22 protein-coding genes, 1 tRNA gene and 2 pseudogenes are annotated in these 26,073 nt (G+C 69.7%); 12 read left to right on the top strand and 13 right to left on the bottom strand.

Annotated elements, in window-relative coordinates; translation table 11 throughout:
• Positions 1-112 precede the first annotated feature (112 nt).
• The 6 genes and pseudogenes from ACZ53K_RS06080 to ACZ53K_RS06055 form a co-directional block, all read left to right on the top strand.
• Positions 113-391: a hypothetical protein gene (locus ACZ53K_RS06080; RefSeq protein WP_468832411.1), complete on the top strand. Its 279-nt coding sequence runs from the start codon at positions 113-115 to the stop codon at positions 389-391.
• Positions 391-999 carry an RNA polymerase sigma factor gene (locus ACZ53K_RS06075; RefSeq protein ID WP_468832410.1) on the top strand — a complete coding sequence of 203 codons (609 nt, stop codon included), beginning with the start codon at positions 391-393 and terminating at the stop codon, positions 997-999. Before ACZ53K_RS06080 ends, ACZ53K_RS06075 begins: the two co-directional genes overlap by 1 nt.
• On the top strand, positions 980-1,726 hold the full coding sequence (locus ACZ53K_RS06070) for a hypothetical protein (RefSeq protein ID WP_468832408.1): 747 nt from the start codon (positions 980-982) through the stop codon (positions 1,724-1,726). The genes ACZ53K_RS06075 and ACZ53K_RS06070 overlap by 20 nt, the downstream gene beginning before the upstream one ends.
• 1,253 nt (positions 1,727-2,979) lie before the next feature.
• Positions 2,980-3,660, top strand: a complete 681-nt coding sequence (locus tag ACZ53K_RS06065) for a hypothetical protein (protein WP_468832406.1) — start codon at positions 2,980-2,982, stop codon at positions 3,658-3,660.
• Between the two features lie 7 nt (positions 3,661-3,667).
• Positions 3,668-4,417: a hypothetical protein gene (locus ACZ53K_RS06060; protein WP_468832405.1), complete on the top strand. Its 750-nt coding sequence runs from the start codon at positions 3,668-3,670 to the stop codon at positions 4,415-4,417.
• Between the two features lie 49 nt (positions 4,418-4,466).
• Positions 4,467-4,731, top strand: a pseudogene (locus tag ACZ53K_RS06055) (hypothetical protein); the annotation flags it as partial.
• 90 nt (positions 4,732-4,821) lie between these two features.
• Here the strand turns inward: ACZ53K_RS06055 and ACZ53K_RS06050 are convergent.
• The 3 genes from ACZ53K_RS06050 to ACZ53K_RS06040 form a co-directional block, all read right to left on the bottom strand.
• Positions 4,822-4,894 (bottom strand) — tRNA-Arg (locus ACZ53K_RS06050).
• A gap of 295 nt (positions 4,895-5,189) precedes the next feature.
• Positions 5,190-5,417: a hypothetical protein gene (locus ACZ53K_RS06045; RefSeq protein ID WP_468832403.1), complete on the bottom strand. Its 228-nt coding sequence runs from the start codon at positions 5,415-5,417 to the stop codon at positions 5,190-5,192.
• Positions 5,414-7,636, bottom strand: coding sequence for a helix-turn-helix domain-containing protein (locus ACZ53K_RS06040; protein WP_468832402.1), 2,223 nt, complete (start codon positions 7,634-7,636; stop codon positions 5,414-5,416). Before ACZ53K_RS06040 ends, ACZ53K_RS06045 begins: the two co-directional genes overlap by 4 nt.
• 372 nt (positions 7,637-8,008) lie before the next feature.
• Between ACZ53K_RS06040 and ACZ53K_RS06035 the strand changes: the two genes are divergently transcribed.
• Complete coding sequence (locus tag ACZ53K_RS06035) at positions 8,009-9,184, top strand: RICIN domain-containing protein (protein ID WP_468832400.1); 1,176 nt, start codon at positions 8,009-8,011, stop codon at positions 9,182-9,184.
• Positions 9,185-9,219: 35 nt separating this feature from the next.
• Here the strand turns inward: ACZ53K_RS06035 and ACZ53K_RS06030 are convergent.
• From ACZ53K_RS06030 to ACZ53K_RS05990, 9 genes and pseudogenes are all read right to left on the bottom strand, one after another.
• Positions 9,220-9,354 (bottom strand): annotated as a pseudogene (locus tag ACZ53K_RS06030) (ACR3 family arsenite efflux transporter); the annotation flags it as partial.
• Between the two features lie 165 nt (positions 9,355-9,519).
• The gene (locus tag ACZ53K_RS06025) at positions 9,520-11,088 is read right to left on the bottom strand and encodes a SulP family inorganic anion transporter (RefSeq protein ID WP_468832399.1); all 1,569 of its coding nucleotides are present in this window, start codon (positions 11,086-11,088) and stop codon (positions 9,520-9,522) included.
• A gap of 17 nt (positions 11,089-11,105) precedes the next feature.
• Complete coding sequence (locus tag ACZ53K_RS06020) at positions 11,106-11,708, bottom strand: carbonic anhydrase (RefSeq protein WP_468832397.1); 603 nt, start codon at positions 11,706-11,708, stop codon at positions 11,106-11,108.
• Between the two features lie 95 nt (positions 11,709-11,803).
• The gene (locus ACZ53K_RS06015) at positions 11,804-12,715 is read right to left on the bottom strand and encodes a hypothetical protein (protein WP_468832396.1); all 912 of its coding nucleotides are present in this window, start codon (positions 12,713-12,715) and stop codon (positions 11,804-11,806) included.
• Positions 12,712-14,205, bottom strand: a complete 1,494-nt coding sequence (locus ACZ53K_RS06010; protein WP_468832395.1) for an MFS transporter — start codon at positions 14,203-14,205, stop codon at positions 12,712-12,714. The genes ACZ53K_RS06015 and ACZ53K_RS06010 overlap by 4 nt, the downstream gene beginning before the upstream one ends.
• Positions 14,206-14,245: 40 nt before the next feature.
• Entirely contained in the window at positions 14,246-14,761 is a 516-nt protein-coding gene (locus ACZ53K_RS06005) for a glycine-rich domain-containing protein (RefSeq protein WP_468832393.1), read from the bottom strand.
• A gap of 249 nt (positions 14,762-15,010) precedes the next feature.
• On the bottom strand, positions 15,011-16,309 hold the full coding sequence (locus ACZ53K_RS06000) for a hypothetical protein (RefSeq protein ID WP_468832392.1): 1,299 nt from the start codon (positions 16,307-16,309) through the stop codon (positions 15,011-15,013).
• A 251-nt stretch (positions 16,310-16,560) separates the two neighbouring features.
• Entirely contained in the window at positions 16,561-16,722 is a 162-nt protein-coding gene (locus ACZ53K_RS05995) for a hypothetical protein (RefSeq protein ID WP_385225442.1), read from the bottom strand.
• A gap of 505 nt (positions 16,723-17,227) precedes the next feature.
• Complete coding sequence (locus tag ACZ53K_RS05990) at positions 17,228-18,481, bottom strand: ScbA/BarX family gamma-butyrolactone biosynthesis protein (protein ID WP_468832391.1); 1,254 nt, start codon at positions 18,479-18,481, stop codon at positions 17,228-17,230.
• A gap of 219 nt (positions 18,482-18,700) precedes the next feature.
• On the opposite strand from ACZ53K_RS05990, the gene ACZ53K_RS05985 reads away from it, so the two are divergent.
• Positions 18,701-19,315 (top strand): ScbR family autoregulator-binding transcription factor, encoded by a 615-nt coding sequence (locus tag ACZ53K_RS05985; protein ID WP_468832795.1) that lies wholly within the window; start codon positions 18,701-18,703, stop codon positions 19,313-19,315.
• 141 nt (positions 19,316-19,456) lie between these two features.
• Entirely contained in the window at positions 19,457-20,764 is a 1,308-nt protein-coding gene (locus ACZ53K_RS05980) for an NAD-dependent epimerase/dehydratase family protein (RefSeq protein WP_468832389.1), read from the top strand.
• A gap of 102 nt (positions 20,765-20,866) precedes the next feature.
• Here the strand turns inward: ACZ53K_RS05980 and ACZ53K_RS05975 are convergent, their stop codons facing one another.
• Positions 20,867-22,339 (bottom strand): IS701 family transposase, encoded by a 1,473-nt coding sequence (locus ACZ53K_RS05975; RefSeq protein ID WP_468832388.1) that lies wholly within the window; start codon positions 22,337-22,339, stop codon positions 20,867-20,869.
• A gap of 634 nt (positions 22,340-22,973) precedes the next feature.
• On the opposite strand from ACZ53K_RS05975, the gene ACZ53K_RS05970 reads away from it, so the two are divergent.
• The 3 genes from ACZ53K_RS05970 to ACZ53K_RS05960 all read left to right on the top strand — a co-directional run bounded on the left by ACZ53K_RS05970 (position 22,974) and on the right by ACZ53K_RS05960 (position 26,006).
• Positions 22,974-23,834 carry a TetR family transcriptional regulator gene (locus tag ACZ53K_RS05970; protein WP_468832386.1) on the top strand — a complete coding sequence of 287 codons (861 nt, stop codon included), beginning with the start codon at positions 22,974-22,976 and terminating at the stop codon, positions 23,832-23,834.
• Positions 23,835-24,111: 277 nt separating this feature from the next.
• Positions 24,112-25,050 (top strand): phosphotransferase, encoded by a 939-nt coding sequence (locus ACZ53K_RS05965; RefSeq protein ID WP_468832384.1) that lies wholly within the window; start codon positions 24,112-24,114, stop codon positions 25,048-25,050.
• 458 nt (positions 25,051-25,508) lie between these two features.
• The gene (locus tag ACZ53K_RS05960; protein ID WP_468832383.1) at positions 25,509-26,006 is read left to right on the top strand and encodes a hypothetical protein; all 498 of its coding nucleotides are present in this window, start codon (positions 25,509-25,511) and stop codon (positions 26,004-26,006) included.
• Positions 26,007-26,073: the final 67 nt, after the last annotated feature.

Below are 26,073 nucleotides of genomic sequence, written 5' to 3'. Positions count from 1 at the left end.
CGTTGCACGACTGAGCACTCCTGAACGCTATTGCGGTCAGAGAGCCCGTACTGGCTCTCCGGTGCCGGGACGATCAGGCACCGTCCACCCGACCGGAGGGACCGAGGGTTCCGTGAACCTTGATCTCGTACGTGACTGGGCCGTGGCCGTGGCCGTGGCCGCGGTCGCGGTCGCGGCTCGCGTGTTCAGCGCCGACATACGGATGCTGCTGCGCCGCCTCGCCGCCGCCCAGGTAGTGGCGGGCGTCGCCGAACTCACGCGTACGGGTACGAGCACCCGCACGCATCCACGTACCCGCCCCCGCCCCCGCCGTGCCCCCAACCTGCCCTACGAGTCGTACTCGCCATACGAGCCTCAGCGCGACCAGGACCACCAGGAGGGCGAGCGCTGATGCCCGAACACGAGCCCTCTCCCACCCCACCAACCCAACCACCCACACCCGCACCCACCCCCGCCCCAACCTCCCCTTCCCTCGGCCTACCCCCCGACTTCCGCGCCTTCCACCAGCTCTACCGCGCGGGCTACATCCGGTACGCCGAACTCCACCTGGAGTCCCGCGCCGACGCCGAAGAAGCCGTCGACCTGGCCTTCGAGCAACTCTCGCTCTGCTGGCGCACCGTCCTCGAACAGCCGGTCCCCGAGGCATACGCCTGGCGCGTCGTGAAGAACCGCACCATCGACCACGCCAGGGCCCGCGGCCGCCGCCCGGTCGTCGTCGACGTGGCCGCCTTCGAGACCCACTCCCTGCGCCACTCGCTCGACCCGATAGGCGAGCTGGAGGAGTCCCTCACCCTCTACCAGGCCGTCGCCGCCCTCCCCGACCGCCAGCGCGACGTGATGCTCCTGCGCTACGCACTCGGGTACGCCACCAAGGAGACGGCGCGCCTCATGGGCATCACCGAGGCCGGCGTCCGCTCGACCACCCGCCACGCACGCCGCAGACTGCGCCAGGCGTTCGGCCTGGAGGAAGGGGACGACGATGCCCGCCTCACGGACTGACCTGGACCACCTCCTGGCCAAGGCCCGCCTGGACACGCCCCCGTACACGGACCGCGAACTGGCGGCGGCCGAAGCGCGCTTGGCCTCCCGCGTCGCCGACCGCGTACTGTACGGCGCCCTCTCCTTCGACGCCGCCGTCCAGGCACGCCTGGAAGCCGTCCTCGGCCGCGACCGCACGGCCGGCGAACTCGGCAACCCCACCGAACAACGCCAGATGCAGGACGCCGCACAAGACCTCCAGCGGCTCTGCGCCCTCGTCGTCGGCGAACCCGAAGCCCTCCACCAGATGTCCGTCTTCATCGGCGGCCGCGTCCTCGAACCCGACGGCGCCCGCGTACTGGCCTGCGTCCTCCAACTGGCCGGCCGCGAGGACTCCGCCCGCTTCTGGTGGCAGTACGCCGCCGGCGCCGGCGACACCTCCGCCGCTTACTGCCTCTACCTCCACCACCTCTCCCTGGCCGAGGTGGGCGAGGCCCACTGGTGGCACGCCCACGCCGACCCGGACCGCCCCGCCCGCCCCTCAGCCGACGCCTACGACCTCTTCATCTCCTGGGCCATCAACCTGGAAACAGCCCACGAACCCGGCACCCCACCACCCCCGGCCGCCGTGGTCGGCTACGTCTCCAACGCCCTCCAATTCACCGACAACCCCGACCTCGACCTCCCCCTCCCCCCACCCGGCTTCGCCGAACGCATAGAGCAGCTCACCACCGCACAACCTCTCTGATCATTACGGTGACTGGCGGAACCGCGCAGGTGGGTGTTCGGAGCGTCGGAGGCTGACGCGAAAATAGCGCTGGTTGGCGATGTGCTCAATGCGGTGATTGACGCCTATGGCAATACTCCTACCACTCCCACCTGAAACCCACTGAAGTTTCCTCGATGTAGGGAACGTAACGCCGGACTATGCTGTTTTGGAATGCAACGTTTTGTTGCTGTACGGGGTGCCCGCCTAAGTGATCGTCCCAGACGCACCACCAAACCGCGCGCGGCGTTCGTCCGGCGTGGAACTTCACGGCCAGGTCAATGTTTTCAGATCGCGCAAACGCAGCCCGGCGGACTTCTGTTGGAGGGGTCGCCCCCGAAATAAAGAGAGTTCGGTACTCCAACGCTATGGTTTGGGACTTGGCCAATGGCGGGTTCAGGAGTATATCGCTTCCGAACAATCCGCCGCCGTAGGTGTGCTGTTGTCCGATGTTCCCTCCGTGCAGTACTTCAAGTGCGAGACACTTGCGGTTCGTGATTGAATAGATAGAAGGCTACGCCGTCCTCTAATGCACGAATGACATGGAAAGTGTGTCGCACCTGGAGGGAACCGTTAGTGTCAACGGAGTAGCGTTCGACCAAGCTGATCGTGCGATGGCATTGACGCCTCACCATATCTCGGCGTTGTCGTAGGGTGTGGGAAATACCGGAGCTGAGATCATCCTGCCCTGAGAATGTCGCCCATAGGCGGTCCTCGTCACCCGCGTCCATCTGGAACGCATTGGTGAACCACGTAAGAGTTTCGGCGGACAGGGCAGTACCGCAAAGGGCTCTCGATACCCTGTCTTTGAGCGATCTAGGGGTGGTTGCGTCGCTCCGTTCACCGCAGTCCCAGAGATGCCAAGCGATCACTTCGGCAACTGCTGATTGGCTAATGGGTCCTCTGGCGCGTTTGGTCTTGCTCAGCCACATTCGCCGGTAGCGGGGGCGTGTTGTGAGTAGATCATTGAGGAGTTCGCCCATGGCGCCCAGTGCGTCCTTCCTTGGGTCTGGCACCGGTGACCTCCATGACTGCGGGGGCTTGTAGCTAGCCGGTAGCCCGCGTCCTGAGCTGTATGCCCCAAGTATGGGCCCCTCGCCTGCGCTTCTTCCTCCGTTCATCGGCGCGAACGCTGTGTGCGACATAAGCGCGACATCACTGTTGTGAGATTGGTCTCCAGGTGTCGGCCCGTCAAGGAGGGCTAGCGCGCGGTTGGAGCACCAAGGAGAGCGAATATGAACGAATCTGATCGATCTGAGGTCGGCGACCTGCTCCCACAGGCGGAGCCGGAAGAGCAAAATCGCCAGGCCGTTCCGTCCCGGGGCAAGGCGACTGAGGCGCATGCGGATCCTCCCGTGATGAGCGCAACGTTTGCCGCACTGGAGCCACTTGACGCTAACGGGCGTGTACGCGTCATTAGGTGGCTCATTGATGCTCTCGACGTTGAGAAAGGGAAGTTGGGCATGGAATGGACTACCCCGGCTTCGGGTGGCGCATCAGGCTGTCCACAGAACGAGATGCAGGAGCGTGATCTGAGCCCTCGCGAGTTCATCAGTCGGAAGAGGCCCCAATCGCTAGTCGAGCGCGTAGCTTGTCTTGCGTACTACCTGGCTCGCCACCGAGGTAAGCCGCACTTCAAGACGGCGGATATCGTCGACTTGAATACGGAAGCTGCGGCTCACAAGTTCGGAAATCCGTCTCGGGACATCGACAACGCTGATCGACAAAGTGGATACATCGTATCCGCTGGGCAGGGCGGGAAGCAGCTCACGGTGCGGGGTGAAGCGGTCGTTGAAGCTTTGCCTGACAGGGAGGAGGTGAAGGCTGTGAAACGGGAGCATCCGTACAAGCCCAGGCGTCCTCGGGGTAACTCGGGCAAGAGTAGCGATGCTCGAGATGGGGTGAGCGATGAATGAATCTGTGATGGACGTGCTTCTCTCTGCATATGAGGAAGCGCTCGTGCATGAGCTCCTGGCGTGCTATCAGGAAGCGAAACGCAACTATAAACTGGGAGGTCATCGCCTGAGTGCAGTCGAGGGAGGGCGCTTTTGTGAGGCGGCCTACCGTGTACTCGAGCAAGTGAGCTTGGGCGCGTACACGCCGATTGGTGTGCAACTGGATACGGAAAGGCTAGCCAAGCGGTTGGCGTCCGTCCCTGCGGATCAGCAACCGAAGTCGGTGCGCATACACATTCCACGAGCGCTCCGCGTGGTCTACGATATTCGCAACAGTAGGGACGCCGCGCATTTGGCCGACGGGATTGACTCGAATCTCCAGGATGCGTCTCTTGTTGTGTCTGTGCTTGACTGGGTGATGGCAGAATTCGTTCGCCTGAGTCAGGGCACTTCGCCAGACCATGCGCGAATGCTCGTCGAAGGGCTGGTAACGAGGGCGGTGCCAGTGATTCAAGATTTCGGAGGCTTCCCGAAGGTCCTGTTGCCCTCACTCCGAGCGAGCGAATACGTCCTGATCCTGCTGCATCACAGAGGCGCGGCTGGAGTCACCTACTCAGACCTACTGCAATGGGTTTCTGCTCCGATGCGGCGAAATCTGAGAAGGACGCTCCGTACGCTGGAGGCCAAGGCTCTGATTCACCAGGAAGGCGAGAAGGTGTTCATCACCTATGCGGGGGAAGGTGTCGTCGAGAGCAAGGGGGTTCTGGATGCCTCGTGAGGCATCACGCGGTCCCGACACGGGTGGGTAATCGCGGATTTGCCGTTGCCTTCGGCGCAGCAACTTTCGAGACGACTGGACCAACGCGCGGACCAAGACAGGCATTTCGGCGTACGTGCACTTTCATGATCTGCGACATACCGGAAACCAACCTGGACGCGTCCAGCGCGATTCTTCGGGAGCTGATGAGGATGGAGCACAGTACGCTTCGCGCGGCGCTGATCCATCAGCACATGCCCAACGGCCGTGACGGGGAGATCGCCGATCGGCTCGGCTCGATGATCCGGGGGGAGAGGGGGGAGGCGGGCTCTTAGCGGACTTTGTGGCACGTGTGTGGCACGGCTGTGATCATGGGAAAGGGCCAGTTCGAGAGGATCAAGCCTCTGAGCTGGCCCTTAGCCGTGTGCCCCCGGCAGGATTCGAACCTGCGACACCCGCTTTAGGAGAGCGGTGCTCTATCCCCTGAGCTACGGAGGCGGGGCCTTGCGTGAAACGTGGATGAAACTCTGAGTGATGTCTCATCCGGTCGCGGCAAGGGAGACCGCCGCTGGCGGCGGTCTCAGACAGGGTAGCGGATGGGGGCGGGCCGGTGGGGGCGCGGTGGGTGCCTGGGGTGGTTCGTGACCGGGGCGGGTGTTCGCAGGTCGCTGCTGGGCTCGGCGGCGGCGTCGAGAGCGCGACGATCAGTGAATTTTGTCCGCAGCCGCGGCATGCGCCGACGCTACCGAGTCGTTCCGCACGCGCAACGACCCCGGCGAGTGACACGGGGGCGTTACCCGGCGAGGGCTTCGGCCGGCGTGGCAGCGGGGTGGGACAGACTACGGGTGCGGGTGGTCTTCATGAGGCTGAGGATGCGCACGTCGCCGCACACCACTTCCATCCGGCCTCGGCCCAGCACGGCCCAGAGGTGGGAGTCCAGCAGGGCCTCCAGACCCGAGCAGCCGAAGAAGGCCACCGGGCGCGGCCGAGGGCGGCCGGCCGCGGAGAGTCCACGGTTCACGTCCGGGGGGACAGTCGCGCGAGTGCCGCGTCGTAGCGTGCCTGGAGTGCCGCGTCGGCTGTTACGCGCAGCAGAGCGCCGAGCGCCCGTACCGCGCCGTCGTCGTAGCCGGAGGACTCCGCTTCCCGGGCCGCCAGGTCGAGTTGCCTGATGCCCTCGGTTTCGTGGCCGAGTCCCAGCAGCGCCTCTCCTTCCACCATGAGCAGTAGTGTCCGGGGGATGTCGGTCGTGCCCGGCCGGTCGTGGAGAGCCAGGGCCTGGGTCGCGGTGTCGAGGGCCTGGCGCCATTTGCCGGCGTCGGCCCAGTGGCGGGCGAGGTGCTGCATGGCCAGTTTCTCGATGGTCCGGTCGCCGGCCTGGCGCGCCAGCTCCACCGACCGCTCGCATCCCTGAGCGGCCTCGTCCAGGCTGCCGAGCGCCGCTTGTGCCATGGCCAGAACGATCAGGGCGTTCGCCTCGGCCACCGCGTCACCTGCCCGGGAGGCGAGTGCGCAGGCGGCCCCCAGGTGGGTGAGCGCCTCCGGGATGCGCCCTTCCTCGATCAGGGTCCAGCCGAGCACGTTGAGCACCCGTGACTCGCCGTGCTGGTCGGCGTCGGCCCGGGCCGCTTCGAGCGCGGTCTGCAGGAGCGGGACCCAGCCGTCGCGCACGCGCCAGACGATCAGCGGCCACAGCGTCAGGACGATCCGCCAGGTCCGCGCGTGCAGTGCGGCGGCGTGCGCCGCGGCCACCGCCAGAGTGAGGTCGTCCCGCTCGGCCGCGTACCAGGCCACGGCGGCGGACCGGTCGCCGAACTCCCGCACGGCGGCGGGCGGCAGGTAGTCCTTCGGCAGCGGGAAGCACTCCTCGTTGCCGGGCTCGGCCGCGGCCACCGCCGCGAGGCCCGTGGCGATGTAGTGATCGAGCACGCGCTTGAGCGCATCGGGCCCGGCCTCCAGGCTCCGTGCGTAGAGCCGCACGAGATCGTGCATCGTCCAGCGGCCGGGCGCCGTCTCCGTGACGAGGTGCGCGACGGCCAGCCGCTCCAGACAGGTCTCGGCGGCTGCCGGGTCCGTGTCCGCCAGGGCCGCCGCGGCATACCGGTCGACGTGCGTGCCGGGGTGGCGGCCGAGATGGGCGAACAGGTGGGTGACGTGCCCCGGGAGCTGTTGCAGCGTCACACGCAGCGCCGCTCGCACGCCGGTGTCCTCCACGTCCAGCAGGCTCAGCCGGCGCGTCTCGTCGGACAGTTCGGCGGCCATCGCGCCCAGCGGCCAGGTGGGCCGTTGCGCCAGCCGGGCGGCCGCCACCCGCAGCGCCAGGGGCAGCCCGCCGCACAGCTCGGCCAGCCGTCGCGCAGCCGCCGGCTCCGCGCGTACCCGTTCGGTGCCGAGTACCTCGGCGAGGAGCATCGTGCCGTCCTTTGGCCCGAGCACGTCCACGGCGACGGGCCGGGCGGTGTCGGTGACGATCAGTCCCGCCAGCCGGTGTCTGCTGGTGACGACGGTGACGCAGCGGTGCCCGCCGGGCAGGAGCGGTCTGACCTGCTCGGAGTCGCGCGCATTGTCGAGCACCAGGAGGAGTTGGCGGTCGGCGGCCAGCGACCGGAACAGCGCGGCCGCGCCGTTCACCGACTCCGGTATCCGGCCGTGCGCCACACCGAGCGCCGGCAGGAACTCGCGCAGCACCTCCATGGAAGAGGGCTCGCCCTGGTCGCCGAAGCCGCGCAGGTCGGCGTAGAGCTGCCCGTCGGGGAACCCGGCACGGCTCTGGTGGGCCCAGTGCAGCACGAGCGCCGTCTTGCCCACCCCGGCGGGTCCGATGACCAGACAGACGGGCGCCTCGCCCGCGGCGGCACGGGACACAGCGGCCAGCTCCGCCGCCCGCCCGTGAAAGCCGCGCGGTGCGCGCGGCAGGAGATCGGGCGCACCCGTGGGCGCCACGCTGTCCAGTACGGCGACAGGCGGCAGTGCCTGCGTCGTGGGGGCCCGGCGGGGCCGTCCCAGGCTCGCCAGGCTCTCCAGTTCCCTCGCGTCCTGCGGGCTCAGGCGCAGGGCCGTGGCCAGGGCGGACACGGTCCGGCGCTGCGGCCCCCGCGAGCGTCCGCGCTCCATGTACGACAGCGCCCGCACACTGATCCCCGCCGCCTGCGCCAGCTCCTCCTGCGTGAGCCCGGCGCTCTTGCGCAGGCTCTGCAGGAGCGCGTCGAAGCCGCCGTCGGCCGGTGTTCCCGTACCCATGCTCAAAGCCCCCACAACGCCAGGGCCCACCGGATGCGCAACCCCACCCGCAAAAGTATGCAGCAACCTACTTTTGCGGGTGGAAGTTCCTGTTACGCCCGCATTCCGTCGGGTTGACTCAAGGGTGCACGAACGCGGTGCCGGCCCCACCCGGCCGCCCCGCTCCGTCATTTCGCGTACCACGTGTTCGCCGGCGAAACCCGTGCCGAATGCCGAACACCACCGAGAGCGGGCCGACCGGTGTCGCAAACGCGCTTTGTCCGCGCCGCGACTCCCACCTCTCTCCTGACTCCACCGACGAACCCATAGGAAAGGCCTGCTTCGATGTCATTCACCCTGTCCGGGACACGAAGAAGGGTCCCTGCGCTGGTTATGGCGCTGGCCGTTCTGCTCGGCCTGCTCATCGGGTACTCCGCTCCGGCCGCTCATGCCACTGCGCCCGATGAAGAGACGGTGGCGACGTGGAACACGCAGGGCGCCAGATGGAACGAGGTGCGGACTCTCAGCCGGGAGAACAGCATCGTTTTGCTCCAGGAGGCGGGCCCCCGCCCGGCTCCGATCCAGATGCGTCATGTGCAGACCCTGCCTACCTCGAACGGCTATGCGGTCGAACAGTACGAATGGCCGGCAGGCAGGGGTGAGGTCCGACATGTGTACTGGCTTGCGGGCCGGCAGGGCGGAGGGAACGACGGCCGGGTCAATCTGGCGATCGTCACGCATCGGCCCGCGCATGAGGTGTTCGTCGCTCCCCCCGGCGGGAACGGGACGCGGCCTGCCCTGGGCGTGCGCTTCGACAACGACATCTACTACTCCGTGCACGCACAGGCGGCCAACATCCACAACGAAGCCCCCGCACTGCTCGCGAACATCGCGCAGCAGGCAACCCAGGCGCACCGCCTGTGGACGGCGGTAGGGGACTTCAACCGTGACCCGTTCTCGATGCGCGCGGCGGCCGACGCGCAGGGTGGGATCACGTACCAGACCGGGCGCTCCACTCAGCAGCGCGGCGGGGAGCTGGACTACATGATCTCCTCCCAGCTCATGGACGACTACTTCGCGCGGCTGACCGCGGGCAGGGGTTCGGACCACTACCCGGTGGAATTCCGCCGCCACGGGACCCGCGATGTGTGGATGGGCCTCGAAAGCGCCAGTGACGATGACCGTGTCCTGGCCATCGAGGGACGCAGCGAGGCGAACGGCACGCGGATCGTTCCGGTCCATGACAGCGGCATGGCCGACGTTACCTGGCGCACGCGGGGCGCCGCGCACGGCGCCGTCAATCTCGTCAACAACCAGTCCCAGAAATGCATCGATGTCTCCGGCGGCAATGACGCCACCAGTGGAAGCTCCCTCAACGAATGGGACTGCTCCGGACAGCTCAGCCAGGAATTCCATGTCGGGCAAGTTGGTGGGGGACTTCAGCTCTTGCACGCGAGGACCGGCATGTGCGTGACCATGATGGGCGACAAGAGCCACAGATACCCCGCCTTGAGCAAGTGCGCCTCCTCGGGTGACACCCAAATCTTCATACCCGTGTTCCGCAGCTGACCAGAGGCACGCGCGCGGCCAGGAGCTGACCGCTGCGGGCCGCGCGTTCCAGCTTTCCGGCGCCAGGCCGGCGAGACGTACACCAGCGCCACCGGCACCTCGATCAGTGGGCCGACGACACCGGACCGAGCCCGGCCGGAGGTGCTGCCGAAGGCGGCGATGGCGATGGCCGGCTCGAACTGCGGCTTCTGAATTACCCGCAAGGCCCACGGAGACGACGGAGACGGAGAGGCGCCCACGCCCCGGGGTATGGGGGGGTGGGCGCCTCTGCGGGTGGGGTCGGTGCACGCTGCCCTTCAGGCCTGGGCCCGGGGCGGGTGCGGGTGGGGCCGGGGTTAAGGGGCGTGGGCCGGGTTGTCCGGGGTCGGGGAGTTGGTGGCGGGGGTTCGGTGGGTGGACCAGGAGGTCAGGGCTGTGGCGCAGGCGTGGTCGAGGTGGCGTAGGCCGGTGAGGTCGAGGGCGACCTCGCGGTCGTGGGGCAGGGCCTCCAGCTGGTCGAGGATCTTGGGGAGGCGGAGGAAGGTGGCGTTGCCGAGGGCGCGTACCTGGATGGGTTCGGTGGACGGGGCGTCCAGGCCGGTGATCTCCAGGTGGACGTGGGAGGTCTCCCAGGCCGTCTTGGCGACGGCCAGGAGCAGGCCGATCAGTACGCCCTCGAACATGTTGGTGACGACGATGGCGATGGCGGTCGCCGCGAGGACCACCGCTTCGCCGCGGTGTTCGCGCCACAGGGGGGCGAAGTCGCGTACGGGAAGGAGTTTGAAGCCCGCGTGGACGAGTACGCCCGCCAGTGCCGCCACCGGGATGATGCCCAGGGCCGCCGGGACGGCCGCCGCGAAGATCAGCAGCCAGGCGCCGTGCATCACGCGGGACGCCTTGGTGCGGGCCCCGGCGTGGACGTTCGCGGAGCTGCGGACGATCACCGCGGTCATGGGCAGGGCGCCCAGGATGCCGCAGACGGTGTTGCCCGCGCCCTGCGCCATCAGCTCCTTGTCGTAGTTCGTACGCGGTCCGTCGTGCAGCCGGTCCACGGCCGCCGCGCTGAACAGCGACTCGGCGGACGCGATCAGTGCGAAGGCGAGGATGGTGCCGATCGCGCCGACGCTCGCCAGCTGGGCGAGGTCCGATCCGCCCGGAGGCTGGATCGAGGAGAGGAGGCCCTGCACCTCGACCCGGGCTATGGGCAGGTCGAGGGCGAAGACCGCGAGCGTGGCCAGCGCCACGGCCGCGAGCGGGGCCGGCAGGATGCGGGCCGCGCGCTTCCACTTGGGCCAGAGCACCAGTACGGCGATGGTGCCCGCGCCGACCGCGAACGCGGCCAGGGCCCCGCCCGAACCCGCGGTGCCGGTGACCAGGCCGGGCAGGCCGCCGAGGTTGGCGAGTCCGCTGCCGGGGGCCTTGGTGTCGGTCAGCGCGTACAGCTGGCCGGCGATCAGGACGAGCCCGATGCCCGCCAGCATGCCCTGGACGACGGCCACGGAGATGGCGCGGAACCAGCGGCCGAGGCGCAGGGCGCCCATGGCGAGCTGGAGAAGGCCCGCCACGAGGACGAGTGCGCCCAGCGCGCCGAGTCCGTACTCCCGTACCGCTTCGTAGACGAGGACGGTCAGACCGGCGGCAGGACCGCTCACCTGGAGGCTGCTGCCGGGCAGGAAGCCGGTGAGCAGCCCGCCGACGATGCCGGTGATCAGGCCGAGTTCAGCCGGTACGCCCGAGGCAACCGCCACGCCGACACACAGCGGGAGGGCCACCAGGAAGACGACGATGGAGGCGGTGAAGTCCGCCCGGAGGAAGGGCCAGCGGGGGGCGGAAGGGGAGGAGGCGGTGGGGGTGGTTTCGGGGGGTGGGGCTGGTGCGTCGGTGGTCGCGCCCGTGGCCGTGCCGGGGGTCGATTTCGGTGTCATGAGAGGCGCCTTCGCCGTCAGAGGGGGAGGAACGTGTCGGTGGCGGGCTGGTGCGCCGAGACGAGACCGGTGTGGACCTCGTAGTACCAGCCGTGCAGGCTCACCTCGCCCGCGTCGATGCGCTCGCGCACGCACGGGTACTCGCGCAGCCGCGCCAGCTGTTCGGTGACGTGCCGCTGGACCGCGGTCGAGACCGTCGGTGCCTCGTCCCTGGGCAGCTCGGCGGAGAGCTGCTGGGTCAGCCAGGCGCGTACGTCGGGGGCGCCGGCCAGGTCCTCGCGGCGCGCCATGGCGCCGACCGCCCCGCAGTGCGAGTGGCCGCAGACCACGATGTCGGCGACGCGCAGCACGCGCATCGCGTACTCGATGGTGGCGGCCTCCGCGCTGGCGGGCATGTCCGGCCGGTGTGCGGGTACGGCGTTGCCCGCCGTACGCAGTTCGAAGAGCTCGCCCGGCAGGGCTCCGGTGATCAGGGACGGGATGATCCGTGAGTCGGAGCAGGTGATGAACAGGGCGAGCGGCGACTGGCCGTCGGCGAGCCGCTGGTAGGTCTCCCGCTCCTCGTGCACGGCCGCGATGCGGGCGTTGAAGGAGCGGGCATGTTGGATGAAGGTTTCCACGAGGGAATGTCTCCTGCTGGTCGTTAAGTGGTGCCATTGAGGGCATGGCAGAACCCGTTCGACTGGTGCGGAGCAGGGAGCCCCAGCGGCGCTCCTCAGCAGCGGAAGACGCAGTGCAGACAGTGCAGGGCGGGGCGGGTGGCCACGCCTGGTCTTGCGGTGGTCAGTGCGGCGGCCGCGCCGGGGTGTGCGGGCAGCAAGGCGGCGGTCGGATACGAATGGGCCGCGCGGAGGTGCGGCGGGAGCGGCCGTCGGTACGGGGACGGAGCGCCCGGCGCGGCACGTGTGCAACGGCGCGCCTGGTTGCGGTCCTTGTCCTTCTCGCGCCCGGGATCGCGCTCGTTGTCACGCCGGTACTGGATGCCCGTGGAGGAGTTGGCCTGGGCGACGGTCACCTGGGTGGGGGTGCCGTGGGTGCCCGGGGGAGCCGCCGGGGTGGAGGTGGGGCCGGGGGCTTGTGCGGGCGCGGCGCCGGTGGCCGCGACGGACGCGGTCTTACCGCCCTTGGCCGCTGCCGGCCCGTAGAAGAGCAGGGTCAGGACCACGGCGAAGACGCCGAGGACGCTGAGCAGGCTGAGGGGGGCGAGGGGGGTGGTGGAGCGGATGAGCTGGGGGTAGCGGGAGCGGTGGAGTTTCTTGGTGCTACGAGTGTTGTGGGTGTTCTTGAAGTTATTGGAGTTTTGGGGATTTTGGGTGAGCTGGGGGTGATGGTGGTGAAGCTGCATGCGGGCAGCGGTTCGCATACGGGCCCGCTTGCCGGTGGGGGCGGCGGTCGGCGTGCCGGTCGCTGTCGTGCCGGTCGCCGTGGTGGCGGCCGCTGTGGTCGCGGGCGTACGGAGGGGTGAACGCGCCACAGTACGGGCCGCCGCCGTACGGACCTGTCCCGCGCCCGGCGGGCTGTGCGGACGGTTGGAAGCCGTGTAGTGGGCCGGGTGACCGGCGGTGTCCGGACGGGTCTGGAGCCGGGGGAAGTCCTTGCGGTCCGTGAGGCGCTTGAAGTACTTCATGCCTGCTCCCCCGGGGGCGAAGCGGGAGATGACGCCGCACTCGGAGATGTGATGGGGGGCGAAGCCGGTGGCGAGGTGGGAGCCGGAGTCGTGCCCGTGCCCGCGTCCGTGCCCGTACGCCTGCTCAGTACCAGCAGCGGTACGAGGCCGAGCGCCACGATGCCGCCGCTCAACGCCAGCGTGGAGTAGCCACCCGTGGCCACGACCAGCCCCGACGCCATGCCGCCGGTGGCGCCCGCGATGGCGATCCCGACGTCGACCAACCCCTGCGTCGAGGCGCGGGTGGCCAGCGGTACGGCGTCGGTGACGATGGCGGTGCCGCTGACGAGGCCGAAGTTCCAGCCGACGCCGAGCAGTACGAGTGCGGCGGCGAGCGCCGGTACGGAGTGCGCCGGGGCCAGCGCGGCGAGGATGCCGGCGGCCAGCAGGACGATGCCGGAGGCCGCGGCGACCCGCACCCGGCCGATTCGGTCGACCAGCATCCCGGTGAGCGGCGACGGCAGGTACATGGCCGCCACATGCAGGGCGATGACGAGCCCGGCGGTCTCGGTCGCGTGGCCGTGTGCCCGCATGTGGACGGGCGTCATCGTCATGATCGCGATCATGACCAGCTGGGTGAGGGTCATGACGGCGGTACCGGTGACGATCCCGCGGGTGTCGGCCCGATCGCCGGGGGAGCCCTTCCCGGCCCCTGCGGAGTCAGAGGCAGGGGAGGGGGGAGAGGGAGAGGGCGAGGGCGAGGGAGGGGAAGGGGTGGCGGGAGTGCCGTCCGCCCCTCGCTGCTTCGCCGCCTCTGCGGCTTCCGCCGCCTTTGCCGCGAGCGCCCGCGCCAGACGCAGCGGATCCGGGCGCAGGAACAGTCCCAGCACCACGGCCGCCGCCGCGTACGCGACCACCGCCAGCAGGAACGGTCCCGCCAGGCGCGGCACGCCCATGCCGGCCGCGACATCGCCCGTGACGCCGACCAGGTTAGGGCCGATCACCGCGCCGAGTGTGGTGGCGAACAGTACGAGGCTCACCGCACGTCCCCGCCGCGCGGGCGCGGCCAGGTCGGCGCCCGCGTACCGGGCCATCAGGGTCGTCGCCGTACCCGCCCCGTAGACGAGGAGGGCCAGGAACAGCAGCCATACGGAGCCGAGGGCGGCGGCGAGGACGACGCCGAGGCTGCCCAGGCCGGCGGTCGCGTACCCCGCGGTGAGGCCGGGCCGTCGGCCCCAGCGCTGGCAGACGCGGCCGATTCCGACGGCGCCGAGCGCGGCCCCGCCCGTGAACAGCGCCGCGGGCAGGCCGGCCAGGCCCGTCGAGCCGAGCATCTCCTCCGCGAGCAGCGCGCCCACCGTGATGCCCGCCGCCAGCCCCGCGCCGCTGAGCGTCTGCGACAGGGCGAGCACGGTCAGCACACGTTTCTGCTCCGGCGGCTCCACGGCTGGATCGCCGTGTGGGCCGTGGGGTGTGGCGTGGGGGGCCGGTGTGACGGGCCGAGCGCTCATGGGTCCGTTTCCTCGTTCTCGGGCTGCCCCGAAAGCACGCTCAGGGCGCGCCGGCAGGCTGGAGCGCCGCGATGTCCCGCAGCGACATGCTGAGCTGGTCGTGCAGGAAGCGCACGATCGTCCAGTGCGGCAGGGCGCCCTCGTCGAAGGGGCCGAACTCCTGGACGTACAGCGGTATCCAGCGCAGCGCTTCCTCGATCACCTGCTCCCGGCCCGGTTCCTGCTGGTAGTCCTCGTAGCCGATGCTCCGGTGCTCGATGAAGAACCGCCCCGGCAGTCGCTGCTCGCACCACTCGCGGTACTCGCGGGTCTGGAGGATCAGGTAGTGCCAGATCTCGTCGATGTCCTGCTCGACGGGCAGGAAGAGGCCGCTGAGCTGCTCGCGGTGGCGGGAGACGAGGTAGAGGTAGCGCAGGCATTCGGTGACCTGGCGCTCCACGTACTCGGGCGTGACGTCGCCGCCCAGAGCCACGAAGTGCCGCACCACTTCGGCGTGCAGAGGCTCGCCGAGCAGGGCTTTGAGGTCGTCCGGGGTGAGGTGCGGCTGCGTGGTCATGGTTCTCCCGTTGGCTTCGGGGGTGTTCCGTACGGAGACGGGGTGTCGGGCGGAGATGGTGGGTGGAGAGGGTGGGTGGGGTGGCTGCGCCGGGTGGGGGACGGTGCGGGGAATGCGGGGAGTGGGCGAGGTGCGGAGGCACAGGCCCGCTGCCCTGGCCCGCGGCGCCCGCGGCGTTCTCAGCGCCCTCGGCGCCCGCAGCGTCCTCAGCGCCCGCGCCGCGCCCTCAGGCCCCTCAGGCCAAGCGCCTCACGGCTCTCCCGCCCGCTCTCCCGCCTGTTCTCCGGTCCGGTCCAGCCACGCGTACTTCCCCGACTTCCCGATCGGGATGTGCGCGTGGTGCTCGACCCGGCACGGGAGGCCCGTCAGCCGTTCCACGCCCGTGCTCAACGCCGCGGCTTCCGGCGCGTCCACGGGTGTGCCGTCGAACGTCGTGTACCGCAGCTCCGCACCGCTCCGGTTGCCGGGTACGTGCAGCTGGTGGACGAAGACTCGGGGCGACGCCGCGCTGACACAGTCGTCGAGGTCGCCCTGCGCGACCGGGCCCTGGCCGTGTGCCGACGCGAGCAACTCCTTCTCGCGGCCGCAGAACCGGGTGATCTTCTCCGGGTCGGGGGTGCCGCCCAGCGTCCGCGCGCAGTCCCCTGAGCGGTAACGGATCAACGGCATGTACGGGTTCCGGACGCTCGACACGATCATGCTGAAGATCCGGCTGCCCGGCTCGACCGGGACCAGCTCGACGCTCATCTTGTCGAGGTACGGGTGGTACCGGCCGTGCCGGTCGCTGTAGTAGAGGTAGCCCAGCTCGGTGCTGCCGAAGAGGTCGATGACCGGGCAGTCGAAGTGTTCGTGCAGGTAGCGCCGTACATTCACCGGCGTGTACTCGTACGCGTGCACGATGCTCGCCGGCCGCGGGAAGCGGTCCCACAGGCCCCAGTCGGTCACCTTCCGTGCGAGGTGCGCCAAGTGGTAGCTGGAGCAGTCGAGGTGGTAGCGGCCCAACGGGTGTGCCTGCTGGGCCGTACGGATCTCGGCGAGCATCCGTTCCACGTCGTCGCGGCCCCAATGAGCCGGGTCCAGCGTGAGGTTGACGTAGAAGGTGCGGTCGTCGAGCCGGCGGTCCTCCAGGGCCGGTACGGGCGCGAGCGCGGACCTGCCGTGTTTCTTCGCGTTGACGCGCGCCACGTGTTCCGTGGCCAACACGGTGGTGAGGGACACGCGTTGGCACCCCTCGTGCCAGGTGCCGGAGATGTCCGGGTGCTCACTCCACAGCTGGTAATAGGAGTTCAGCAGGAAATACGGAGGCCGGATGATCTGCATCCGCGCATGATTGGTGCCCGTGGAGAGCACGTACTCCGCCTTGCCGGCGGCGAGTGCGTCGGCCAGTACCGGTGTCATCCAATTGTCCGGAAACCCCCGGGCGATCTCGGGCTTGTCCAGTATCGGGAAGTGCCCCCGCTCTATGGACGAGCGGTAGATCGGTATGTCCCTTATCCGGTTCACGATGTCGGCGGTCGGCTGTCCCGACCGGCTCGGCTGGCCATCCATGGTCACCCTCAGGTCTGTCTTGTCTGGCGGACGGGGAGTGATCGTTGTCGCGGCGTACGAGAACCTGCGTCGCACCGGTGTGGTGCCTGTCTTGAGCCTGCTTCGCGTCTGCTTCGCGCCTGCTTTGTGCCCGCCTTGTGCCGGGAACGGGTGGAGCGCGGATGGTGCGCGGACGGTGCGAAGTGGCGGGAAGTCGGCCGGAGGTGTGCGGGCCGCCGACCGACTCCCCGCCGGGAAGGCTCAGCGCCCGGTCAGGAAATACATCCCGTCTTGGGCGCGGCCGTGGTCGCGCTGATGCAGCCGGACTTCGTCGCGCTGATGCACCCGTCCTTGCCCGCGCCGCGGGGGGAGTTCAGGGCGACCCACTCACGCCAGACGCCGTCCTGGGTCATCTTCTTGATCAGCTGTTCCATGTCCGTCGAGCCTCCGCAGGCAGGGGATGGTGGAAAACGGCGATGATCAGCCACGCGGGTCGCGCGGGTGCCGCTCCTTAGAACGTAAAAGAAAGACCAAGTGATCGTCAAAGGTCCGCAATCCCGGGATGGCTCAAACGCCGACACGAGCGGACACTTTGGCTTGATCTCTCCCATCGAGGCCACAGCCCGGAGGGGCTTTGTGGCTGGTTGTAGCCGGTTGCGGCCGATAGGTGCCGGGTGTCGGGCTGGTATGGACCGCAGCATTGGTATGCCGTGTACATGACAGCAAAATCGATGGCTGGAACGGTGTCGGGTGGCTGGATCGCGGCGAGGTGGCCGTACGGTGAACGCCCGGGGAGCTCCCGAAGTCGTAGCGAGATGGCGCTGCATGTGGGGTCGGTGGTCGTGCCCCCTCCCCGTACGGATGAGTGGCCATTCAGCCGCTTATCCGTACGGAAATCCGTGGAGAAGTCTGCGAGGTGATCAGTACGTCGATCCCGCGTCAATCCGGACGCGAACCGCCGCGCGAGTTCTCGGTATTCGTTCCGGCTCCCGAGTTCGGAGTCGCCCCCAGGGGGCGGGCTCTGACCGTTGCGGTGAACAGCTCCTGGCCGTTCTGGTGCGCGGTGACGCGGGTATGGACAAGACCGGACGAATCGGTCTGCGGTGCGATCTCGGACGGGAACGTTCCCGGGAGCGTTCGCAGAAACGCATCCGGGAACGCAACCGGGAACTCGCCTGGGAATCCGTCCAGGGGCCCATCAGGGTATTCACCCGAGATTCCCGGGATTCCCGGAATTCCCGAGGGCCCATCGGGAGATTCCGGGCGTTCGCCTTCCACCCCCGCTCCCAGCCCTGTTTCCGTCCCCGCTTCCGTTCCCGCAGCCGCCCGGCCGAGCACCGTGGCCTCTATCCAGCACGGCGCGTCCAGCTCCGCGTACCGTGCGAAAACGGTGCTCAGGCCGACGGGTATGACCGGCAGCGGGTGGAGCACCGCGTGGACGGCTTGATGGGCGGCTTCCAGGAGCAGCATCCCGGGGGCGTGGTCGACCGGGTGGTCGAAGATGACCGGGTGGGTGGTGTCCGTACGGAGCTGCCAGCGGTTGCGGGTGTCCGTGGGGGAGAGCATCACGCTCTCGTACTGGGCGCGGGCCACCCGCCGCGGCGCGACCGGCGGCGGCAGCGGTACCGCGCGGGCCATCGCCTCGCGGGCGTCGCCGTATGCGCCGCGCAGCCGCCGGTAGATGGCCGGCGCGTGGCTGGTGAACCGGGCGACCGCGGTACCGAGGCGGGCGCCGTTCCGTGTTGCCTCGACGTCCATGGTCAGGGCGCTGAGCGTGTCCTTGCGGCGTTTGACGTCGGAGCAGACGATGCGTAGTTCGATCTCGGTGGGGGCAGCCTCGGTACGCAGCGCGCCGGGGTCGAGTGAATAGGTGAAGTGATCCCAGATCAGCTGGTGCCCGAATGGAACGTTGTAAGCGAGGTGCGAGAGCAGCGGAATGGTCTGGCGGATCGTCTCTACCAGGAGAAGGGGGTCGTGCAGCCGGTTTCTGGAGGAGTAGAACGTATGGGCCCGCGGCCATTCCGCGGTGACGATGTGAACGTCGGCAGCCGCCTCCTTCCAGCTGGTGAGCAGGACTTCGGACAGCGCCGTCTTGTGTACATACTCCTTGGGCACGGTGGTGGTCAGTGTGCGCGGGGACGGGCCGGCGGCAGCGGGTGCGAAGTACTTCGGAAGCTGGCCGGTGGTGCTCATGCGGGTGTCCCCCTGTAGGAGTGTCTGCAGGTTCGGTCCATTGCGGCCCGTTGTTGGTGCCGCCGGGGCTCCCGGCGCGGGCCGTCGTCATCCTGCGTGGGGCGCATGGTGGCCAACGGAGGCCGCTGCGTGGTCGGTTCAGCTGTCACCGCGTGAGAGCCTCGGCGCTCATAAAATAAATAGTATTCGTTTTGTTTGTCGAGGGAGCTGGTGCTGTCCATGCAGGAGCGTGCGGTCAGGACACGTGAGGTCATCCTCCGGGCGGCCGCCGAGGTGTTCGACGAGTTCGGGTTCAGCGGCGCCAGTATCAGCAAGATCATGAGACGCGCCGGTGTCACCCAGGGCGGGATGTACTTCCACTTCCCGTCCAAGGAAGCCCTGGCCCAGGCCGTGATGATCGAGCAGGGCGGCGGTCTGCGGATGCCGCCCGGAGAGGACGGCCTCCAGCGCCTGATCGACATCACCCTGTACCTGGCGGAGGAACTGCAGTCCAACCCCACCCTGCGTGCCGGCGTCAGGCTCGCGGTCGAGCAGGGCGAGTTCGGTGTCCAGGACGACACCGCGTACCGCCACTGGGCCGAGCAGTTCGGCGGCCAGCTGTACGCCGCGCGCGAGAAGGGCGAACTGCTCCCCGAGGTCAACGTGGACGAGCTGGCCTGGGTCCTGGTCAGCGCCTACACCGGTACGCAGCTCTTCTCGCAGATCTCCACCGGCCGCTCCGACCTGCACCAACGCGTCGTCTCCCTCTGGCGCTACCTGCTCCCGGGCGTCGCCGCGCCGTCCACCAGGCCGCTGGTCACCTTCGCGTCGCGACGGAGGCGGGCGGCGGCCTGAGCGGGGGGCGGTACGCGTACGGGGGAGTGTGTGGTGGGGCGGTACGGGTGCGGCGGCAGTACGGGTACGGGGGGGGGCGGCTCGGGTGCGGGGGCGGCGAGCACGACACCGGTGACAGGGGCGGCGAGGGCGTCGGCGACCATGGCGTCAGCGGCAATCGTGACGACGAGAGAGGACGCGGCGGAGCGCATGGTGGAGGACGTGGCGGACGGCGTACCGGCGGCGGCACCCCGGCGGGTGGTGGTGACCGGGGCGACCGGTTTCATCGGCGCCGCGGTGGTGCGGGAGCTGCTGCGCACCGGTACGGAAGCGACGGCACCGGGCGGCGGACCGCGACCGGCCCCGCCCCGGGACCCTGCCCGGAATCCGCCCCGGAACCTTCCCCGAGGCCCGTCCCAGGAGCCACTCCAGGGCTCGGCTCCGGACCCGGACATGACATCAAATCCAGGGTCATATCAGAACCCTGATTCGGTTTTGGGTGCGTTCGGGGCGTCGAACCCGACTCACGGCCCGGGCACAGACCTGCCCGCCCGCCCCCTCCACCTCCGCGCCGTCTCCCGCAAGCCCCCCGTCCCATCGCAGCCCCCCGCCCCTCCGCGGCCGTCCGCCGCTCTCGAATGGGTCGCCGCCGACCTCTCCGACCCCGCCTCCCTCCGCGGTGTCTGTGACGGCGCCGATGTGCTGCTCCACCTCGCCTCCGACATCGGCCGGGACGAGGAGCGCTGCGAGCTGGTCAACGTTCGCGGTACCGCGGCGCTCGTCGACGAAGCCGTACGCGCCGGTGTCGGCCGTATCGTCCAGCTCTCCACCGCCGCCGTGTACGGGGCCGGTCCGCACGCCGGTCCGGGCGTGGACGAGATCACGCCCGCGCCGGTCTCGCCTGCCAGCCGCACCCGCCTCGCCGCCGAGCGCCCGGTCCTGGAGGCGGGCGGCACGGTGCTGCGGCCGGGACTGGTGCTCGGCGCGGGCGACCGGTGGGTGGTGCCGGCGCTGGCCGAGATGCTTGACCGCGTACCGGCGCGCTGGGACGGCGGGCGCGGCCTGCTCTCCGTCGTGGCGGTCGACGACCTGGCCCGCCTGTTCGCACGGCTGGCCTGCGCGCCGAACGGCATCCCCGGTGGCGTGTACCACGCCAGCCACCCCACCCCCGTACGCAACGGGGACCTCATGGACACCCTGATCGGCCACGGCGTCTTCCCGCATCCGTATGGCACACAGGCGGGCAGGAGCACGCCCCCGAACCTCACCTGGGCGGATTGCCTGGAGCGGCTGCGCACTGCCTCCGGCCGCGTGAGCGAGCGTCAGTTCGCGCTCCTTGCCACCGATCACTGGTACCGCAGCGACGAGGTGTGGACGGCGGCCGGCTGCGACCCGGGTCCCGGCCCCCTCGTACGGCTCGCGCAGGCCGCCGACTGGTACCGGTCGTACCTCCAGACCGCTTCCACGTAAGCCCGTAAGCCCCGGCGCGCGCTGGAGACCCGGCGCCGGCACCCATTAAGGAGGCGAGAGGTACGGCATCACAGCGCGCGGCGTTACGCCGAGCCGCCTCCTTCAGGAGACGAATCGCACCGTCGACAGGGTCTGCTCGTCCGGCGCCGCCGTCAGCGCACGGTAGGCGTGTGCGGCGGAGGTCAGCGTCATGTGGTGGTGCCAGCCCGGGAAGGAGCGGCCTTCGAAGTCGTACAGCCCGAAGTCCGTCGCCAGGGTGCGCAGGGTGGCCGTGGGCAGCTGGTGCAGCCGGGCGAGGCCGAGGAGCTGTCCCATGCGGCGGTGCGCCATGTTGGTGAGCCAGATCCGGGTCGGCCGCGCGTTGGCCGGTCCGGGCTCCGTGAAGGCCCGGTAGGTCTGGTGCGAACAGGGCAGGCGTACGGGGGTGGACGCGGACTGCAGCAGGCGCGGGCGTGCGCCGGGGTCGCCGGGCATACCGGGCGTGGCAGGGGTGGCCAGGGCGGTGGCGGGCGGTACGGCGATGACGAAGTCGCGTCCCTGTCTGGCCAGCGCCTCGATGAGCCGTACGGAGTCGGAGTACTCGCTCAGGTCCGCGACGACCGGCGCCGGCGGGCAGGTCGAACGGGCGGCCTGCGCCTCCACCAGGTCGAGGGCGTGCACCCACATCGGGCGGGGGTGGTTCGTCTCCGAGGCGGGGATGCGGTTGCGGCGCAGCAGTTCGGGGTCGTCGGCCCACTGCGGGGGCAGGAACAGCCGCCAGTCGACGGACACGGCCGCGCTGCCGCCGCAGTCACCGGCGGCGGAGGCTGACGAGGCGGCCGATGCGGCGGCTACGGCAGCTGCAGCTGGTACCGATGATGCGGCGGCCGCAGCCGACGCGGCGGACGCCGAGACGGCTGCGGCCGCCGGGGCGTCGCCCACCGGCAGGAACATCCCCATGGCGAGCTGGCAGCTGACCGTCCGCCCGGCCGCGGAGTCGAAGCGGCGGTGGACGCCCACGGAGTGACCGCCGCGCTTGGGCAGTACCGCCGGGGCGAGGATCCACGCCCGGGGCGGGGCGGGCTGCTCAGCGCGGCGTACCAGTTCGCGGCGGACCGGGTTCCAGTCCCAGGGGCTGGCGTTGAGGAACTGGTGCAGCGACTGGGAGGCGGTGGGCGAGTCGGAGATGGCGGCGGCCAGCCGCCGTACGGACTTCTTGCCTTCGGTGGTCAGCAGCGCCAGCAGGTATGCGTGGGCCCAGCGCCGCTGGTCGGTACGCGGCAGATGGCCGAAAAGGTCTTCCGCGAAAGCGTCGAAGGATTCGGACGGGTTGTCGGGCGTCCCGGAGGGGGCGGCGGAGGGGGCGTCGCCGGAGGCGGCGGCAGCGTGTGCGGACGCTGCGGGGGCGTCGGCCCGGCCCGGCCTGCGGGTGGTTCCGGTTCGGCCGGCGGGTCCGGTGGAGCCGGCGGCCTGGGTTCTGCCGCTGCCGCCGTTGCGGGCGGCGGAACGGCCGTTGCGGGCGGTCCTTCCGGAGACGGCGGCGAGCGTGTCGACGCTGGTTCCCGAGGTTTCGTGCACACCCGACTTGTCGGACACGCCGCGGACTGCGAGAGAGTGGCTGGAAGAGAGGGAAGCGGACAGGGGGCGTGCGGGGGTGCGAGTGGCCGGATGCGCAGTTTCTGTCGTCATGTGTTCGTTCCCTCCCGTGGTCATCCCGTGAATCGGGCGCCGACCAGCAAAGAATAAAGAACGATCGTTTTTTTTGCGAGCCCACCAGGTCCCGAGCTTTTTTCGTCGTATCAGGAGCCGGGCAGGGGTAGTTGAACGGTGATCGAACTGCGGGTGTGCGGGGGGAGAGGAACCCGTGCCACCGCGCCCCGGCGGCCGATACCGGCACGGGGCCCGGAGCGGTCCCTGACCGACCCGTGAGCCGGTACGGGCGCGCGACGGCCGATCCGTACGGAACGAGAGCCCGCCACGGGCCCGGATTCCGCTTCGACGAGCGCCCGGCGCGCACCCCCGCGCGCGGCGCAAGCGCGCCCCGGGCAGGAGCCGGGAACAGCCGGAGGAGTGCCTATGAGCGCCCCCGACGCCTCCCGGTTCCCATACTGATCAAGTCTCCGCCAACTCCCGCCGGAGCGGTGCGGGCCGCCAAGCCCGGCCCTAGCATGGACGGTTGGATGTCACCGGTACAGCGCTGACAACCGAGGGCGATCACCGAGGCGGGACAATGGCGCGACAGGACCGAGCTGAGCGGACGCGCCGCGCCCTGCTGCGGGCCGCCGCCGACGACATCGCCGAGAAGGGGTACGCGGGCGCCTCGATGGCCCGTATCAGCGCCGCGGCGGACGTCACGATCGGCGGCCTGACGTTCCACTTCGCGTCCAAGGCCGCGCTCGCCGAAGCGGTCAGGGAGGCCGGCTGCGCACTGACCCGCAGCGCGCTGACGTCCCTCATGACGGTCAGCAGGTGCCCCAAAACCGGGGCGCGCGGCGAGTTACGACGGGTCGTCACCTTCACCCGCATCCTCGCCCGGCTGCTCGAAGAGGAACCGTCCGTACGGGCCGCCGCCCGCCTCGCCTGGGACTTCCCGGACGACGGCAACACCTGGTACGCGATGTGGCTGCCGTCCCTCGGCGAACTGGTGGAACGGGCGCGCGCCGACTTCGCCGGCTGGACGACCGTGGAGGCGGTCACCGCCACGGCGGTCTCCGTGGTGACCGGCGCGGAGTTCACGGCCCGTATCGGCGTACCGCGCGGCGGCACGGCCGGGTTGTCCCCGCGGGAGCACGTGGACCACGTATGGGGCCTGGTGCTCGGGGCGCGACCGCCGCTCCTGGTGGGCGGTGAGGAGAACCCGCTGGGCCCGGGCCCCTCGGCGGCCCCGCCAGGTGACAACCGGGGGAGCGAGAAACGGACCGGCGAGCAGCGGGCGGGAGAGCTTCGACCACCGGGGGAGCTTCGGGCGCCGGGGGAGCTTCGGCAACCTGGGGAGCTCAGGTCGTCGAGCGAGCTCCGGCCGCCAGGAGACCATCGTCCGCCGGGCGAGCACCGGGTGGGCGACTGCCGGGTGCGGGCCACTACGCGGTGACGACGTGGTGACAGCGCGGCGGTGACGGCGCGGCGGTGACACGGCGGTGAAGTGGTGACAGCGCGGCGGCGACCCGGCTCGTGATCGGAAAATCCGTAACGGTGCGCGTGCCCGCCGTGAGACCATCGCCGGCGTGCCAGGACCGCAAGGAGCGTCAGGTATGCCGCAGGAAGCGTCAGGAATGCCCGAAGGAGCGTCAGCAACGCCGGATCTGTCCGGACTTCCCGGCCTGTCAGGCCCGCCTGGCCTGCCCGGACTCCCCGCTGACCCGGGCTTCATGACGCCCGGCCAGCTCGCCGCCCGTACGTCGCGCGCGCTGGACGCGGCCGTCACCGCCGGGCGCGACCTGGGGCTGACGGTGACCGACCCGACCATCCTCCACGACGTGTTCTCCGTCGTCGTGCACCTCGCTCCCGCACCCGTGGTGGTCCGGGTGCCGACCGTCCTGCCGCCGTACGCCGATGCCGGGTCCCAGGCGGCACGTCAGCGGACCGAGCTGGACGTGGTGGGATGGCTCGCGGAACAGGGGGTCCCGGTGATTCCGCCGACCCCGCTCGTGCCCCGGGAGCCGGTGCGGCGCGACGGCTTCTCGATGACGTTCTGGCAGTTCGTCGAGCATGACGAGGGCAGCGAGCCCGACTACGTGCACCATTCCCGGCTGACGGCCGACCTGCACGCGGCGCTGCGCGCGTACCCGGGGGAGCTGCCGTTCCTGTCGGCCGCCGAACCGAGGTTCGCCACGGACGGGCTGGCCGCTCTCGAAGGCCGCGCCGACCTCCTCGAACCGGCCGACCTCGACCGCGCGCGGCGGGAGTGGGCGGTCCTGGAGCCCCTGGTCAGCTCGCGCGCGGCGTTCGAGGCAGAGTTCCCCGGCGTCGACTTCCAACCGATCCACGGGGACGCCCCGGCCGTCAATATCGTCAACGCCAAGGGCGGCGCGCTGTACTCCGACTTCGAACTGGCCACGCTCGGTCCGGTCGAGTGGGACCTGGCGGCCCTCGGCCCCGAGTGCGAGGCCGCGTACGACGAAGCCGCGCGGCGCCGTGGCCTCCGGCAGCTCGACGGGCGCGTTCTGCGCCTCGTCAACGCGGTGGGAATGATCCGGGCGGTGGCCTGCCTCGCCCTCGCGCCGCGGTTGCCCATGCTCGTCGACGCACTGAAGCCCGCCGTCGAACACTGGCGGACGCTGCCGTTCGCCGGCGGGCTGCGGGGCTGAGCTTCGGCGGGCTGCGGGGCTGGACTCCGGCGGTCTGCGAGGCTGAGCTTCGGCGGGCTGCGGGAGCGCATCAGCCCCCACAGTCGGGACGTCAGCCCCCTCAGCCGGGACACCAGCCCCCACAATAGGGACATCACCCCCACAGTGGGACGCAAGGCATATACCCGAACCGACCCCACGCGCACTCACACGGAAAGCGCCGCCGCCCCCACCGCAATCCGACCGCGCATCCGCGATCTTGGAGCACATTCCCGTACCACAATCCAACCCTCCCCCTTTTCGGCGTGACGTACGGCACTCTCCCCGGCGTTCCGCAAGCCGACGTCCCGAAAGGTTGCGTGGGGAATTTATGTCGTGTTGACTTCGGGGCGACCGCCGCGCCCGGGGATTAAGGGCGCGGCACCTTTGCGGCTCTTGTACCGGGGTCGTTCGCGGTAACTCACGGGGAAGTTGAGTAAATGAATAAGGGTATACGCACGCGCCTGCTGTCCGGTGCCGCCGCCGCTTTCGCGGCCACGGCGCTCGTGATGACCACCTCGCCGGCGCACGCCACCTCGGCCTCGACGTCGGTCGGTCTGCCGAACGGCAACAAGATCTCGATCAACGCCTGGCACTGCGGTTTCTACACCTCGGCCTGTGACTGGAAGGCGTCCACCAAGATGTCGGGGAAGAACCCCGCCAAGGTGCAGTGGATCCAGAACCGCGCCGAGCTGCAGGCCCACGGCGTCAGCGTCTCCATCAAAATCTCCAAGAACCCCGAGGCCACGCTCACGATGAAGAGCAAGTCCCTGGGCGAGGTGCGCTGGAAGAACACCAAGGCCAACATCTCGGACACGCACGGCCAGATGCGCCCGGGTGGCATGACCACCTACGTGTCCACCAAGAGCTGTGGCTCGGCCAAGGTCACCAAGTCGATCAACGTCAGCGAGAAGTGCGCCTACGCGGGCGCCGCCTGATCGCTTTCCGCTTCGGCTGAGCCGATGCGGTGCGGGGACCGAGTGAAGGTGTCACACCGTCAGGGCC

Source organism: Streptomyces sp. NPDC033221 (assembly GCF_055577005.1).
This window is presented reverse-complemented; position numbering and strand designations above follow the sequence as displayed.

Bases quoted from the DNA above. Each gene is read 5' to 3' on its own strand.
- ACZ53K_RS06075 (WP_468832410.1), top strand. From the start codon at position 391: ATGCCCGAACACGAGCCCTCTCCCACCCCACCAACCCAACCACCCACA.
- ACZ53K_RS06070 (WP_468832408.1), top strand. From the start codon at position 980: ATGCCCGCCTCACGGACTGACCTGGACCACCTCCTGGCCAAGGCCCGC.
- ACZ53K_RS06065 (WP_468832406.1), top strand. From the start codon at position 2,980: ATGAACGAATCTGATCGATCTGAGGTCGGCGACCTGCTCCCACAGGCG.
- ACZ53K_RS06060 (WP_468832405.1), top strand. From the start codon at position 3,668: ATGGACGTGCTTCTCTCTGCATATGAGGAAGCGCTCGTGCATGAGCTC.
- ACZ53K_RS06040 (WP_468832402.1), bottom strand. From the start codon at position 7,636: ATGGGTACGGGAACACCGGCCGACGGCGGCTTCGACGCGCTCCTGCAG.
- ACZ53K_RS06035 (WP_468832400.1), top strand. From the start codon at position 8,009: ATGGCGCTGGCCGTTCTGCTCGGCCTGCTCATCGGGTACTCCGCTCCG.
- ACZ53K_RS06025 (WP_468832399.1), bottom strand. From the start codon at position 11,088: ATGACACCGAAATCGACCCCCGGCACGGCCACGGGCGCGACCACCGAC.
- ACZ53K_RS06015 (WP_468832396.1), bottom strand. From the start codon at position 12,715: ATGAAGTACTTCAAGCGCCTCACGGACCGCAAGGACTTCCCCCGGCTC.
- ACZ53K_RS06010 (WP_468832395.1), bottom strand. From the start codon at position 14,205: ATGAGCGCTCGGCCCGTCACACCGGCCCCCCACGCCACACCCCACGGC.
- ACZ53K_RS06005 (WP_468832393.1), bottom strand. From the start codon at position 14,761: ATGACCACGCAGCCGCACCTCACCCCGGACGACCTCAAAGCCCTGCTC.
- ACZ53K_RS06000 (WP_468832392.1), bottom strand. From the start codon at position 16,309: ATGGATGGCCAGCCGAGCCGGTCGGGACAGCCGACCGCCGACATCGTG.
- ACZ53K_RS05995 (WP_385225442.1), bottom strand. From the start codon at position 16,722: ATGGAACAGCTGATCAAGAAGATGACCCAGGACGGCGTCTGGCGTGAG.
- ACZ53K_RS05990 (WP_468832391.1), bottom strand. From the start codon at position 18,481: ATGAGCACCACCGGCCAGCTTCCGAAGTACTTCGCACCCGCTGCCGCC.
- ACZ53K_RS05985 (WP_468832795.1), top strand. From the start codon at position 18,701: ATGCAGGAGCGTGCGGTCAGGACACGTGAGGTCATCCTCCGGGCGGCC.
- ACZ53K_RS05980 (WP_468832389.1), top strand. From the start codon at position 19,457: ATGGCGTCAGCGGCAATCGTGACGACGAGAGAGGACGCGGCGGAGCGC.
- ACZ53K_RS05970 (WP_468832386.1), top strand. From the start codon at position 22,974: ATGGCGCGACAGGACCGAGCTGAGCGGACGCGCCGCGCCCTGCTGCGG.
- ACZ53K_RS05965 (WP_468832384.1), top strand. From the start codon at position 24,112: ATGACGCCCGGCCAGCTCGCCGCCCGTACGTCGCGCGCGCTGGACGCG.
- ACZ53K_RS05960 (WP_468832383.1), top strand. From the start codon at position 25,509: ATGAATAAGGGTATACGCACGCGCCTGCTGTCCGGTGCCGCCGCCGCT.